Annotated in this window: 9 protein-coding genes; 3 read left to right on the top strand and 6 right to left on the bottom strand. The window is 61.8% G+C overall.

What is annotated here, in order from left to right; all coding sequences use genetic code 11:
• Window positions 1-85: 85 nt before the first annotated feature.
• Both ACFPN2_RS35440 and pdxR read left to right on the top strand, forming a co-directional pair.
• Complete coding sequence (locus ACFPN2_RS35440; protein ID WP_380605576.1) at window positions 86-1,309, top strand: SGNH/GDSL hydrolase family protein; 1,224 nt, start codon at window positions 86-88, stop codon at window positions 1,307-1,309.
• A 38-nt stretch (window positions 1,310-1,347) separates the two neighbouring features.
• Window positions 1,348-2,817 carry a MocR-like pyridoxine biosynthesis transcription factor PdxR gene (gene pdxR / locus ACFPN2_RS35445; RefSeq protein ID WP_380605578.1) on the top strand — a complete coding sequence of 490 codons (1,470 nt, stop codon included), beginning with the start codon at window positions 1,348-1,350 and terminating at the stop codon, window positions 2,815-2,817.
• A gap of 24 nt (window positions 2,818-2,841) precedes the next feature.
• Here the strand turns inward: pdxR and ACFPN2_RS35450 are convergent, their stop codons facing one another.
• Window positions 2,842-4,131: an MFS transporter gene (locus ACFPN2_RS35450; RefSeq protein WP_380605580.1), complete on the bottom strand. Its 1,290-nt coding sequence runs from the start codon at window positions 4,129-4,131 to the stop codon at window positions 2,842-2,844.
• Window positions 4,132-4,196: 65 nt separating this feature from the next.
• Between ACFPN2_RS35450 and ACFPN2_RS35455 the strand changes: the two genes are divergently transcribed.
• Window positions 4,197-5,141, top strand: a complete 945-nt coding sequence (locus ACFPN2_RS35455) for a helix-turn-helix domain-containing protein (protein WP_380605582.1) — start codon at window positions 4,197-4,199, stop codon at window positions 5,139-5,141.
• Here the strand turns inward: ACFPN2_RS35455 and ACFPN2_RS35460 are convergent.
• The 5 genes from ACFPN2_RS35460 to ACFPN2_RS35480 all read right to left on the bottom strand — a co-directional run bounded on the left by ACFPN2_RS35460 (window position 5,098) and on the right by ACFPN2_RS35480 (window position 13,579).
• Window positions 5,098-5,568 (bottom strand): hypothetical protein, encoded by a 471-nt coding sequence (locus ACFPN2_RS35460; RefSeq protein ID WP_380605584.1) that lies wholly within the window; start codon window positions 5,566-5,568, stop codon window positions 5,098-5,100. The two genes, ACFPN2_RS35455 and ACFPN2_RS35460, sit on opposite strands and share 44 nt — an antisense overlap.
• Window positions 5,568-8,006, bottom strand: a complete 2,439-nt coding sequence (locus tag ACFPN2_RS35465) for a TonB-dependent receptor (RefSeq protein ID WP_380605586.1) — start codon at window positions 8,004-8,006, stop codon at window positions 5,568-5,570. The genes ACFPN2_RS35460 and ACFPN2_RS35465 overlap by 1 nt, the downstream gene beginning before the upstream one ends.
• A gap of 45 nt (window positions 8,007-8,051) precedes the next feature.
• On the bottom strand, window positions 8,052-9,317 hold the full coding sequence (locus tag ACFPN2_RS35470) for a gallate dioxygenase (protein ID WP_380605588.1): 1,266 nt from the start codon (window positions 9,315-9,317) through the stop codon (window positions 8,052-8,054).
• Window positions 9,318-9,440: 123 nt separating this feature from the next.
• Window positions 9,441-12,470: an NACHT domain-containing protein gene (locus tag ACFPN2_RS35475; protein ID WP_380605590.1), complete on the bottom strand. Its 3,030-nt coding sequence runs from the start codon at window positions 12,468-12,470 to the stop codon at window positions 9,441-9,443.
• 71 nt (window positions 12,471-12,541) lie between these two features.
• Complete coding sequence (locus ACFPN2_RS35480) at window positions 12,542-13,579, bottom strand: AraC family transcriptional regulator (protein WP_380605592.1); 1,038 nt, start codon at window positions 13,577-13,579, stop codon at window positions 12,542-12,544.
• Window positions 13,580-13,629 lie beyond the last annotated feature (50 nt).

The raw sequence follows: 13,629 nt of genomic DNA on the forward strand, positions 1-13,629 counted from the left end.
GCGAAGGGCGGATAACGCAGGAGGCTTGATCATGAGGAAATCAGGATGGCTGGCGCGGGGCTGTTGGGTGCGCGCGGCGGCTGGGATGCTTGTTGGGATCGCAAGTCTGACAGCGGCGAAGGCGCAAGTGGCTGAGCCGGCGACGGCGGACTTCAATGGACCGCGATGGGTGGCGACGTGGGGAGTGCCGCCGATGGCGAATGGCTCCGCGTTCGGGGCGGGATCGCGATCGTTCGATAACCAGACGCTGCGGCAGATCATTCCGATCACGGTCGGCGGCAGTCGGGTGCGAATCAAACTGTCGAACGAATATGGCGTCGGCGCGCTGATCGTCGGCGCGGCGCACGTGGCCGTGCAATCGACAGGCGCCTCGACCGTGCCCGGCACAGACAGGGCGCTGACATTCCGAGGACAGGAATCTGTCGTGATTCCGGAAGGCGCGACGGTGTTCAGCGATGCCGTCAATTTCTCGGTGTCGTCGAACGCGCGACTCGCGATCAGTTTGTATTTCCCGCAGAACACCGGCTTTGTGACATATCACGAGAACGGCACGCAAACCGCCTACACCTCCACGCCAGGAAATTTCAGCGATGCAGTCGACTTGCCAGTGCAAAACGACACGTCATTATCGAAGTATGTGCTGACCTTCGTTGAAGTGCTGTCATCGAGGCGGGTCGACGGGCTCGCGATCTTCGGTGACTCGGTCAGCGAAGGATCGACCACAACGGTGAACGCAAATCGTCGCGCCAGCGACGTGCTATCACGCTGGTTCAATCTTCCGTTCGGCCCTGGTCGACTGGCGGTGTTGAATCAATCCACGGGCTGCGGTCGCCTGTTGTCGGATACCTGCGGACCCAGCGGAGTATCGCGTTTCGACCGTGAAGTGCTGAACGCCACGGGCGTCAATCAAGTGCTGATCGAGCTGGGCCTCGTCGACATCATCCTGCCCACCGTCCTCGGCGATGCGACGCAAATCGTCACCGCCGACCAGATCATCGCCGGCCTGCGACAACTGATCCGCCGCGCGCATCAAGGCGGCCTGCGCATCTACGGCGCAACGATTACACCCAACGGCAGCTCACCGGTGCCCGGCGTGTACACGCCTGAAAATGAAGCCAAGCGTCAGGCGGTGAATCGCTGGATCAGAACCAGCCGGCAGTTCGACGCCGTCGTCGACTACGACCTGACTCTGCGCGACCCGAGCGATCCGTATCAACTGTCGCCGGCCTACGATTCAGGCGACGGCATTCATCCGAACGACGCGGGCCACGAAGCCATCGCCCGGGCAATTGCGCTTTCTGTGCGCTGATCTCAAGATGGGCTCGGGGCGGCTAAGGAAAGCACGTCATGGTCAAGACGGTCACACTACCGATCCGCATCGAGCCCTCTCGCGTTCAGACACTGCAGGAGCAGATCTATCTCTGTATCCGCAGATCCATCGTCGAAGGCCTGATCCCCGCCGACAGCCGCCTGCCCTCGACGCGCGCACTGGCAATCGACCTCGGCGTCTCGCGCACCACCGTCCTACTCGCATTCGAACAATTAAAGGCCGAGGGTTACATCGTGCCGCGACCCGGCTCCGGCATTTACATCGCAAAGGAGCTGCCGGACCGGCGACCCGATCTGCGCGTCGTAGCGACGGCGTCGACAATGAAACATCCATTGCTGTCAGCACGCGGCCGATCGCTGGCACGGTCGCGGGCCGTCGATCGTCGCTCGCTGTTGCCTCCTCGGCCGTTTCGAGTGGGCACGCCCGCGGTCGATATGTTTCCTGTGCGATTGTGGTCGCAGATCGCGCGACAGTGCGTGCGCTCGTTGTCGCCGGCACGCCTCGATTACTCACGGCTAGCAGGCCTGCGCAGACTACGTGAGGCAATCGCCGAGCAAATGCGCTCGCGAGGAACGAGTTGCGATCCTGAACAAGTGCTGGTCGTCGCCGGCGCTCAACGCGGCATCGATCTGGTGTTTCATTTGCTACTCGATGCCGGCGATGCCGCCTGGATCGAAGATCCGGGCTATCCCGGCGCCCACAACGCCCTGCTCTCAGCGGGCGCGCGAGCGGTGTGCAGGCCAGTGGACAGCGAAGGCATGGTCATCGATCGCACATCGCCGGACAGCAGCCGCGTGCGCCTCGCCTATGTAACACCTTCACATCAATTTCCGCTCGGCATGCCGATGAGTCTCGAGCGACGACACGCCCTACTCGCGTGGGCCAGCGAATCGCTCGCCTGGATTTTGGAAGACGACTACGATTGCGTCTTCCACTACGACACGCGCCCGCTTCCCTGTCTGCACGCATTGGATCCCGACGGTCGAGTCATCTACGCCGGCTCGTTCAGCAAGACGCTGTTTCCAGCGCTGCGCCTGGGCTTTCTCATCGTGCCGAGCGATATCGCGGAGGGCTTCGTCACCGCCCGAGGTGCGAGCGATCTTCATCCGCCGCTCCTCGAACAATTGATCCTCTCGGAGTTCATCACCCGCGGCCACTATCAGCGACACATCCGTCGCATGCAGCAGGAGTATGCGGAGCGATTGCATGCATTACGCACCTCGATCGAACGAACCGGCGCGCCACTGCGCCTGCGACCGGTGCTTTCCGGTCTGCACGCAGTGGCGGATTTGGAAGGCGTCGACGCCGAACGGGTGTGCACCGAAGCGGCTGCGCGCAAGGTCGAGGTCATGCCGCTCTCTGCGTATAGCTACGGCGGCGCCAATCAAAACGGACTGCTACTGGGCTTCGGCGCCTGCCGACCCGCGGCGATTAGAGCGAGCATGTGGCAACTCGCCGCCGCAATCGAAGCGGCCCGGCGAAAGTAACTCCGCCGGGCCGCGAGCCGAACGTCAAGCCTGCGTCGGCTGCTCCACCGGCTTGTAGCCCGGCGCGAGCCAATGCACGACCAGCAGCGCGAGCAAATAAACCGATCCGCACACCATGAAGATGGGCGTGTAGTCGCCGACAGTCTGCAGAACCTGGCCGACGAACTGAGCAAAGAACATTCCACCGATACCGCCCAGCATGCCGCCGATACCGATGACCGTGCCCACCGCGGAGCGCGGGAAAACGTCGCCCGGCAGCGTATAGAGATTCGCCGAGAATCCTTGGTGAGCCGCGGTCGCCAGGCTGATGATCGCGACGGCCGCCCACAAGCTCTCGACCTTGGTCGCGAATACGATCGGCAAGGCGCAAAGCGCGCACACGAACATGGCAGTCTTACGTGCGCTGGCCAACGACCGACCTCGCGACAGGAGTCGCGACGACAACCAACCGCCGGCGACGGAACCGACGTCTGAGGCGAGGTAAACAGCAACGATGGGAATGCCGAAGGACTTCAAATCGAGGCCACGCGTGCGCGACAGAAAGTCCGGCAGCCAGAATAGAAACATCCACCACACCGGATCGATCAGGAACTTGCCGAGCGCATAGGCCCAGGTCTGGCGCATGCGGAGCACGGCCATGAACGGCATCTTGGCACCGGCGGCATCGGGCGGGTCGCTTTCGATCAGCGCCAGCTCCGCCGCATTCACATGTTTGTTCTCACGAGGCGCCGTGTAGAGCAGCCACCACGCCGGCAACCACAGCAGCGTGGCCACGCCGACGATGACGAAGCTGGCCCGCCAGCCCATCGCCAGATCGACGACGATGAAGGGCACCAGCAGCGGCGTCACGATCGCGCCGATGTTGGTTCCTGCATTGAAGACACCGGTGGCAAGAGCGCGCTCTTTTTTCGGAAACCACTCGGTTACAGCCTTGATACTCGCGGGAAAACCGCCGCCTTCGCCGACACCGAGCAGCACCCGGACCATGATGAAGTGCGTGATGTTGCGAGCGGCCGCATGAGAGATATGCGCGAGCGTCCAGATCGTGAACGCGATGCCCAGGCCCCACTTCGCGCCGATGCGATCGACGAACCGGCCGAAGAACAGATACGACAGCGCATAGGCCGCCTGAAACCAGGTGACGATGTTGGCGTAGTCGCGCTCGCTCCAGCCGAACTCCGGTTGCAGATAACCGGGCTTCAACACACCGATCATCTGGCGATCGATGTAATTGATGACCATCGCGAGAAACAGCAACGCGACGACCACCCATCGATACCGCCCCGGCCCGAACGTCGACTGCTTTTCAGACATGCAAATCCCCTGACTGTCCTCAATTAAAGCTATACCATGCCGCCCAACCACTGACGGGAACGGCCATGTCCAGAGTTCGATTCGTCGGGCGGACGCAAGGCGCCACCGTCCCCCGTTATCACCTGTATGGCGAAACGGCGACCGGTGCCGGCGACTGGTTCGTCAATGTGGAACCGTTGGCCGACCGTTGCCGCGCCAATGGCTGGCGCATCGAGCCGCACAGCCATCCGCAATTCGGTCAAATCGTATTCGTGCGCGGCGGCGCTGGGCTCATGACGGTCGAAACCGATCGCCGGCCGTTCAGCAGCCCGAGCGTGCTGATCGTGCCGGTCAACACGGTGCACGGCTTCGAATATGGCATGGATTCGGACGGCTGGGTACTCACCGTTGCCGAACCCTACCTGCGAAACTTGCTGGACCGCATGCCGGAGCTGCGCGCGGTCTGGAACGAGCCCCGCATTCTGTCGCTGGCCGTCGACGACGAAGAAACATCCGACATCCGCAGCGCCCTGCTCCGCCTGGACCGCGAGCTCGACGGACGAGCCGCTGGCAACGTGATCGCGGCCGAGGCCTGTCTGCTCACTGTCCTGGTGGCCATTCTGCGCCGGAGCGAAACCGCCACCTCGCTTCGCCAGAACACCACCGGCAATGCCGTTCTCGTGCGCGAATTCCGCGAGCTGCTGGAGCGGCGTTATCGCGAAGGCTGGACCGTGGCGCAGTTCGCCGCCGAGCTCAAAGTCCCGGTGGCCCACCTGCGAGGCGCGTGCCTGCAAGTCGAAGGACAGCCGCCCAGCAACCTGCTACACGATCGCATCATGATCGAGGCGAAGCGCATTCTGGTGTATTCGGACATGTCCGTCGCGCAAGTCGCCTACTGGCTGGGCTTTCAGGACCCGGCCTATTTCACGCGCTTTTTCACCCGCACCTGTAACGAATCCCCCAGCAAGTACCGCGAGCGCAAGCGCCTCAGCCCAACCGACGTTTCACGATCAGCGCCAGCGGGATCGTGAAAAAGAAGTGGGACATGAAGCCGCCGATGATCACCACCGGATCCAAGTAATCCGGGTGATTGTCGGAGGCGATCATGATGGCCGCGTGCATCACGATCCATGCTATTACGGCATAGATCAATGCTAAAAACGTGGCCTCGTAACCGCGCTCGCGGAAGTACGGCCAGAGCCACGCGAACAGCACGCCCCAGGCCATCGAGAACACGAAATGTATCCCGGTGCCGACCAGATAGGCGATCCAGCCGAGCGATTCCTGTATCTGTTTACCAAATACCAGGCCGGTGGCATTGCGTGGAATTCCGGCCAGTGGCATCAGGTTCTGCGCGCCGACCCAGACCAGCGCTTCGTAGATCCAGATGACGATGCCGCCGACGAGGCCGGCAACAATGCCGGCCCGCGTCGCGAGCTCACGCTGGGCTCGCTCCATCAAAAGCCCACCGACAACGTCACACCGAAGTAGCGATCGAAGTCGCGAGGGATTGACTGCGCCACCGCGCCGCCGCCGCCCACCGAGCCGGAGATACGCCGCAAGCTGGACACGTAGTGCTCGTCGAACAGGTTCTTCACGAACAGCACGGCCCGATATTTCTCGCTCGGCGACGTGAGGCTGATGCTGGCGTTGGCAATGCCATACGCCGGACGAATCCAAGGCGAATTTGGATTGGTCGCATCGGCCAGGTTGGTGAACAAGGTCTCCGACGTGTGGCTGTAATTGCCCGCAAACGTCGCTTCCCACGCGCCGATGGCAAAGTCATAAGCGCCGGTGAAGCCGTATTTGGTCTCCGGCGCGTTGAGCGGCGTTCCGCCCTTGAGATTCTGGGTCGCGGTGACGAACAGATCGCCGAACTCCGCGTCGCTGAACTCCGCATGCGCGGTCAGTGTCAGGCCCGCTAACGGACGCACGCTCAAGTCGGTCTCGACACCTTTCGTAAACAACTTGCCCGCCGAGCGCAGCACCGGCGAACCTGAGCCGTCGACGCCGGTCGATGCGGTCTGGTAACCGCTGAATACGGTGTCGTAATAAGTCACATTGAACTGCACGCGACGGTCGAAGAAGCTGCTTCGGAAACCGCCCTCCCACGCGCGCGACTCTTCCGGCGCCACCGGGCTGGCATTGAAGCCATCCTGTGACAGGAAGATGTCCGCATCGACCGCCTGACCTTTGTAACCCGCGGCCCACGAGCCATAGACGAGCAGGTCCGGCGTGAACTCATATTTCGCCGACAGCTTGCCGATGAGCGCGTCGTCGCTGAACTCGCGAATCGCGTTGAACTGCGGCGTGCCGACGTTGGCGCCCGCCATCGCCTGACCGGCCGGATTGGTGCCGACCCCGCCGCCGATGTGATCGCCATTCGGTCCGGTCACCTTCTTGTGATTCCACTTCAGCTCATCGCGCAGAAAGCGCGCACCCGCGGTCAACGTCAGCTTGTCGACCGGACGCAGGTTGAAATTGCCGAACACCGCTTTGTTCACGGTGTCGACTTTGGTGAGCATATCCGCCAGCACATACGCAGTCGCGCGATTGACGACGACCGACGTGGGCGTCGGGAAGCTCACGTTGCCCGCGATGTTCGAACGAACCCCCGCGATCGTCACATCGCGTTCCACCGCGGAGTCGTAGTAGTACAGGCCGACCAACCAGTCGAAGAAACCGCCGCCCGGCGATGTGAGGCGGAACTCCTGACTGAAGGTGTCATTCATCTCGAGGTTGTTACTTTCGCCGCACACGCCGTCGCGGCAGGAAAAGCTCAGCGAGTTGAGCAGCAGATCATCCAGCAGTCGGGTCGCATCCGCCTGACTGATGCCCGGATGGGTGGCCTCGAACAGTTGTTGAGCGGTCACGCCGGTGAACGGCGCGTTGGTGCCGTCGCGATCGCGGATCGCATAGTCCTCGTAGCTGCGATAGGCCGTGAGCGATGTGAGTGTCAGCTCGCCAACGGCGAAGTTGCCTTCGAGACTGACGCCGCTGTTCTCCTGATGACCTTCCTGCACCGTGTTGAAATTGACTTCGTTACTGTCCGGACCGACGGCCGCGCCAGTGAACGCGGCAGTGACATTGCCCGATGGCGCGGGCGTGCGAATGGGCTCGCCGCAGCAGCCGGACTTGCGATAGGTGTAGTCGGCTGCGAGGAGCAGGTTGAGTCCGTCCTTCGGCTCGAACTCAAGCTTGCCTCGAAAACCGTAGCCTTCGACGTCGTTGACGGTATCGCCTGTTGCTACGTTGACGACCTGGCCATCCGCCCGCTTGTAGTAGCTGTACATGCGATATGCGAGCTTGTCGTTCACCGGGCCCGTCAGCATCAGGCTCGCGTTGTGATCGTTGTCCTCGGCAATGGTGTAGTCGACCTTGGCCTCGAACTCTTCTCTGTTGGGCCGTTTCGTGATGATGACGACCGCACCGGCGGACGCGTTCTTTCCTTGCAACGTGCCTTGAGGACCGTTCAGCACTTCGACGCGCTCAAGATCGCCGAGACCGTCGAACGCCGCGCCGGGGCGCGTGTAGACCACGCCATCCACGATGGTAGAAACGCTGGGCTCAACCGCCACCGAGAAAGACTCCGAGCCCACGCCTCGAATCGAAAAGTTGAACAGGCGCGCCTCGTCGCCCGATTGGAAATTCAACGACGGCGCGAACTGCTCGAAATCCTTGATCTGCAGGATCTGCTGTTTCGCCATCGTATCGGCGGTCACAGCCACGATACTGGCCGGCACGCTCTGCAACTTCTCCTCGCGTTTGCTGGCGGTGACCAGAATCTCGGCGAGCACTTGCGACTCGGCCGGTTGCACCTCCTGCGCTGCTGCCACGGATGCAAACGATGAAACCGCGACGAGCGCGGCCGCGCTCGCATGAAACGAACCTTTCATACAGTCCCCCCCCAATCAGCTTTAGTATGAATCGAATCGCTGTCGTCAACTGCCCTGGCTCGTGGGCGCGACCGAATACACAATCTGCGTGCGTCGAGTGCGAAGGAACTCCTCCAGCGTCATGCCTCGCATCGCCGCGTAAATCTCGGGATTGGAAATGCCGAGCACGGCGCCCAGCTTCTCCAGCACGAAGAACGTCACGCCGTAACGAATCATTCCCAGCCAGTCGCGCCGTCGCACCAGCTCGCGTTCCTGCTCCGACAGCCCTGCTGTTTGGAATGTCGTTTCAGGCTCGGCGACGAACGCCTTGCGAGCTTCGGGCGCCGTCAGGCCGTGCAGAAACCGGTTCAATCGGAAGGCACGCGCGCTCGATTCGAGCGTGAACGGATACGTTCCCTCGATCTCCTCCAGTCCCTCTGTTTCTTTGGCCGCCGCCAAGCGAGCCGCGCGTACCTCCGCGTCGCTCAGTCCTGGCTGCACATCCTCCAGGATCAGCGTGGCAATCGCGGTCATGGACGGCAGGTAATAGCCGCGATGAATGCGCTTTACCTCTTTCGTGAGCGCGCCTCTCATGATCAGCCACATGATGACTTCGACACTTTCGAGCCCGCCCCGCCGCGCGAACTCCGCATGCGTCAGCTGGGTGAGCGCTTCAGGACGCTGCTCGAGCTGATCCAGGAATTCGTGATCCCATTCGGTGTTGTTGAATCCCGTGCGCTCGCCATGAATCTGATGCGACAGGCCGCCGGTCGCGGCAATCACCACTCGCATGTCTTCGGGGTAGCTTTCGATGGCCGCGCGCAGCGCGCGTCCCAGCTTGAAACAACGCGCCGCTGAAGGGAGCGGGAACTGCAATACGCCGACTTGCAGTGGCACGATGGGCGTGGACCACTTGCCTCGATCGAGCGTCAACATCGACAGCGGTGAGAAGCACCCGTGATCGAGCGCCTTGTGCTGAAACATCGCCAGGTCGAACTCCTGACTCGTCAAGGACTGCGCAATGTGACGCGCCAGCCTCGCATCGCCAGGAATCGCCGGCAACACTCGCGGCCCGGCGCCCTCGTCCGCCACTTCATAGCGGTCGCCAACGCCGAGCGTGAACGCCGAGTAATGATCGAAGAAGAACGACGTGACGTGATCGTTGTAGATCACCACCATCGCATCCGGCCGGGCCTGCGCCAGCCAGTCGCGCACCACATCGAAATCCTGAAAGATGGGCCGCCAGGCAGGATCGTCCCGCAACCCCCGGTCACGAGCGAAACCGATGGTCGGAGTATGCGAAACGCCGATGCCGCCGATGAGGGTGGCCATTCGTTGCAATCAATCTCATTGTGAACCGAATGGCCGCTAGGGTGACCGCCCCCCTCCGGCATCACAATGGACTATTCTCAGTTTCGCTTGCACTTTCGGTGCGGCTTCGACCCGAACGTAGTGTCAGCGCCCCAGCCCCAACCAACGCTCTTCCAGTCGCGCCAGCTCGGTCATCACCGGATCCACGGTGACCCGCAGTTGGAAAGACTCGGGCCACGGCTCGACAGCGACGATGCCCTGGCGATCGAGTTGTCTCAAAAACTTCATGCGCCAGTGGTCTGTGTGGAGCTGGTCGAGCGCCGCGATGATGTCCGCGCGCCGCATGCAAGAAGTGAATGCGATAGCGGCAAAGGCGCGTCGATCGTGCAAGTACTCGCCAACGACGCGCCGTCCCAGAGTAAGAGAGCCGAGTAACAGACCGGCCGCCACAATCTTCAAGCCAAGCATTCCAAACTTCGTCAGAAGTTCCGACATGAACAGAAAGAACCTTTGCCAGAACAAAAGAATGAGCAACAGAGGCAGGATCAGGGCTAGCGGCGACGGCCTGAACCAACTCAACCGGCCTCGCCGTCGGAGCGCACCATCGTCGCGCCGCCACGTTACAACCTGCAACCAATCGAGGAGCATCAAGCCCAGCACTGCGGTCAGCGCACCAAGCATCTGCCGAGAGCTCTCCTTCTGCTCGCCGTCCGCCAGCAAGTAGAGCGTAGGATAAACTTCTGTGGCACATATCATTGCGCCGAAATACACGAGAAACATTGCGACGAGCATACGAAACGCCTCCAAGAACGTGCCTTGGCCAGCCGTTGCTTCGTCTGTGACGGAACTCTCCAACTCATTCCCATTCTTCCCCTGCGTGGCGTGCAATGCCGCCGCGGCTATCAGCGCCGACATCGCAATCGTTTCCGGTCCAACGATCAAGGCGAACGGTGCCGCGACCATGGACGCGATGAGATTGCGTCGTCTCCAAACGGCGGCGCGGTAAGCGCTTCGCAGCGGCTCGGAAAGCGACAGCGAAAACAACAGACCGCGGCTGTCGAGCCAGAATTGTCGCAACGGAATCGTCACAACATATCGCTTGAGCAAACGCTCGAGCGCTGGCTCCAGTCGCGGCAACTGACGACAAGCGCGAAACGCCGTCTCTTGCAGCCAGGAATTCCCGCCCTGGATGGCCGTCTTCAGAACCTCCAGAACGGCCGGCCCGTTGAGCAACCCGGTGGTCTCCAGGCAGATCTTGGCCGCCACCAGATCCTGGCCGGTCGCCACGCAAGCATGAATGTATTCGGCCAGGTCGTCGGCAAACAATGCAATCGCTGCGCGGCGCACCTGAAAGGCATCGATCAGGAAACGCAGGCTATGGATGGCTCGCAGTCGGCTCGAAGCATCGCCATCCCGGTGATAGCACACCTCCTCCCAGCACTGACACGCCAGGTACTCGGCTTCGGGCTCATCGCAGATCTGCGCATACAAGACCAATGCATCGCGACCTCGCGCATCGGTGGGCACATCTTCGATGCCGACCTCCCAAGGGCGCTCGAGCAGCTTGGTGCAGACCAGATACTCCAGGAAACGCCGATGAACGAATGCAAACGACCTCGCGTAAGCGACTCGCACTCGCGCGATGCGTGCATGCTGGAGAACTTCGATGATCCTGTCGATGTCGGTATCGACAAACGCCTCGGCGATCACGTGCACCGGTGCTTCCAGACCGTACGTGGGCGACTTGAAAACAAAGTGGGCGATTTCGGCCGCGCCGTCGAAAACCTGCTGCTCCGTGAGCCCGAGCTCCGCGAGCTTGGGAGCACATTGCCGCAGACGGTCTTTTAGAAAGCTTTCGTAAAGTTGTACTTGTGTGTCGGGCAATTCGCGGTGAATCGTCACCCACTCGCCGAGCAAGGCCATGAGCAGGGGAGTACGAATCGCTGCGACCAGATCCTGACGCGATCTGAACAGCTCCGCCTGCAACGGCGGAGTGAACGCAGGAAAGCGGGCCATCGCTTGCACGATCCGAGTCTCCGTCAACGGCCGGATCAGCAGCACTTTCTTCGCCTGGAACGCCGCGGTGGGCGGGCGGAAGGTGCGCGCCGCAACCACCCCGCGAGATTGTGGATGACTGCAAATGAACAGCGAGAATGCCTGGGACAGCGCTTTGATGAGCCAGGACTCTTCTCTGGCATCGAGCAACTCGGGAATCTCGTCGAAAGAATCGAAAATAAAAAACAGCCGCCCCGAGCGCCACATGTCCCGGAAGTACGTATCGACGAACTTATGAGTGAAACAATCGCCTCGCGCCTTGAGGGACGCGGTCACGAAGTTCTCCACGTCCTGCGCAGTCGGAGGACTCGTCTCGCTCCATCTGGGCCCTTGAGCTGCAAGCCACTCGCGTAGATTGATGTAAATGGGCACGCGCTCTGTCGCTTCGACCTCGCGCAACATGTCGCCAGCCAGCTTACGCAGAGCGACGCTCTTGCCCGAGCCCGGGGTGCCCAGCAATAGGAACGCATTGCTGCCGCGATCCAGGCGGATCGCCTTTTGCAATCCCATCAAGCTGCGTTCTCGCGGCGCGCCGCCCGTCCCGACGATCTCCACCTCAGCCTCGAGATCCGTGTAGTGGCTCGAACTCCAGTTCTCCTCGCTATCCACCGCGTTCAAATGATTTTCCAGCGCCCAGCAGAACGCCTTCAGCTCCGCTTGAAAGGTCGGCTGCGGAAAGTCCTCTGACATGGGTGACGTGGAGGCGCCGGCGATGCTGCCATCCAGCCCGCGCAGAACCAGCCACAATCCCGTCAGGACAAAGATGAGAGCGGCGATGGATGGCGCATCTCCCAGCTGCACCTCGGCAAGCCATGGCGCAACCTGCTGCGCCGCCGGGCTCTGGGATGCCGCTCGGATCGCGGCGTTGAGCAGGTCGGCCCAAACGCCATAAGAAGCCGCGAGCCCGAAAATACCCAGCACGCAGAGCGTGCGCAGCTTCATCTCACCATACCGGGGCGGCATGAAGAGTGGACGAAGCAGCCATAGCAGCGCGCACAACGTTACGGCGGCCAGCACGGATGCCGTTTTGGAGAAGTGATACGCGACCAGCGCCGCTGTCTCGCCGACAACGATGATCAACAGTGCGAGCCAATGGCCGGAGGTGAGCGGCGCCTTCACAGCCAGTAAAAGACCGGCACCGAGGAGTCAGTAGCCCCCTGCTCCTCAATAAAGTCGCCGATCGCCCGCGATCAGGAAACCCGAACTTGATTCCGCTCCGCCGGCGAGGACTGCGAGCGTGCCGACATCGAGCGCTGCCATGTCCCCACGGACTCTCCGGTCCATTCGCGGAACGCGCGACGGAAGCTGCCGGCATCCTTGAAGCCGAGCATGTAGGCGATCTCCTTGACGTTCGGGCGCTTCTCGCGCAACAGCAGCTTCGCATGACGAATGCGATACCGTTTGACGAGCTCCTGATAGCCGATGCCGGCGGCGCTCAATTCTCTTTGCAAGGAACGGATGCTGGTGCCGAGCGCCGACGCCATTTCTTCCAGCGACGGGATGCTGCCCACGGAGGCACGCATGAGATCTTCGAGTCGTTCGCAGGTCGAGCGCGTGCTGGTCAACTCGGCGAGGAACTCGTCGCATTGGCGCAGAAACATCTCGCTCACGTCCGCATCCGAGGACGGAATCGGCCGATCGAGATCGCGGCGCTTGCCGTAGTACGCCGTGGATTCCTGGTTGAAGCGCAGATTCCGGGTACGGAAGATGCCGTACGCACCTTTCGTCGCGGGGCGTTCGGAGGAGAAGTCGATGCCGAGCGTGCCCGGTGGACTGTCGGTGAGTTCTTCGATCACAGGCTCGAGCGCCGCGATCGACGTCTCCACGCAAAAGTGTTGGGCCGCCGTCGACATGCGACAGCGCGGCCGGAAGTCCATGCGCCACTCATCGCCGTGCTCGCTGACCGACGTGATGATCGGGTCGCCGGACACGAGGTAGTAGCGGCTCCAGTAATCGAACGCGTGACGCAACGTCGGCATGCTCATCGTGGCGAAGCCGACGATGCCGTAGTTGCGCACCTTCGACTCGTAGCCGGCGCGGATCGCAAAGCCGGGCGGCGTGCGACGGGCCAGGTAGTCGAACAGCGTTGCAATGGTGTCCAGATCGAGCGGCTGAAGCGACTCGATCTCACGCCAGCTGATACCGCTGCCGTCGAGAATCTCGTCAGGGCAATAGCCGGCTTGCTGGGCTTGCAACAGGTGCGTGCGCAGCTTCGACGGTCTGAACATGGGCCAAGCTCCCCCGTGCTACGGGCGTCGTTGTGGTGTCATCACGACTC

The sequence above is a fragment of the Steroidobacter flavus genome (assembly GCF_042651805.1).
Taxonomy (GTDB): Bacteria; Pseudomonadota; Gammaproteobacteria; order Steroidobacterales; family Steroidobacteraceae; genus Steroidobacter; species Steroidobacter flavus.

Excerpts from the sequence above, each read along its gene's own strand:
- ACFPN2_RS35450 (WP_380605580.1), bottom strand. The coding sequence starts at position 4,131 with ATGTCTGAAAAGCAGTCGACGTTCGGGCCGGGGCGGTATCGATGGGTG.
- ACFPN2_RS35470 (WP_380605588.1), bottom strand. The coding sequence starts at position 9,317 with ATGGCCACCCTCATCGGCGGCATCGGCGTTTCGCATACTCCGACCATC.
- ACFPN2_RS35455 (WP_380605582.1), top strand. The coding sequence starts at position 4,197 with ATGTCCAGAGTTCGATTCGTCGGGCGGACGCAAGGCGCCACCGTCCCC.
- ACFPN2_RS35480 (WP_380605592.1), bottom strand. The coding sequence starts at position 13,579 with ATGTTCAGACCGTCGAAGCTGCGCACGCACCTGTTGCAAGCCCAGCAA.
- ACFPN2_RS35465 (WP_380605586.1), bottom strand. The coding sequence starts at position 8,006 with ATGAAAGGTTCGTTTCATGCGAGCGCGGCCGCGCTCGTCGCGGTTTCA.
- ACFPN2_RS35440 (WP_380605576.1), top strand. The coding sequence starts at position 86 with ATGCTTGTTGGGATCGCAAGTCTGACAGCGGCGAAGGCGCAAGTGGCT.
- pdxR (WP_380605578.1), top strand. The coding sequence starts at position 1,348 with ATGGTCAAGACGGTCACACTACCGATCCGCATCGAGCCCTCTCGCGTT.
- ACFPN2_RS35460 (WP_380605584.1), bottom strand. The coding sequence starts at position 5,568 with ATGGAGCGAGCCCAGCGTGAGCTCGCGACGCGGGCCGGCATTGTTGCC.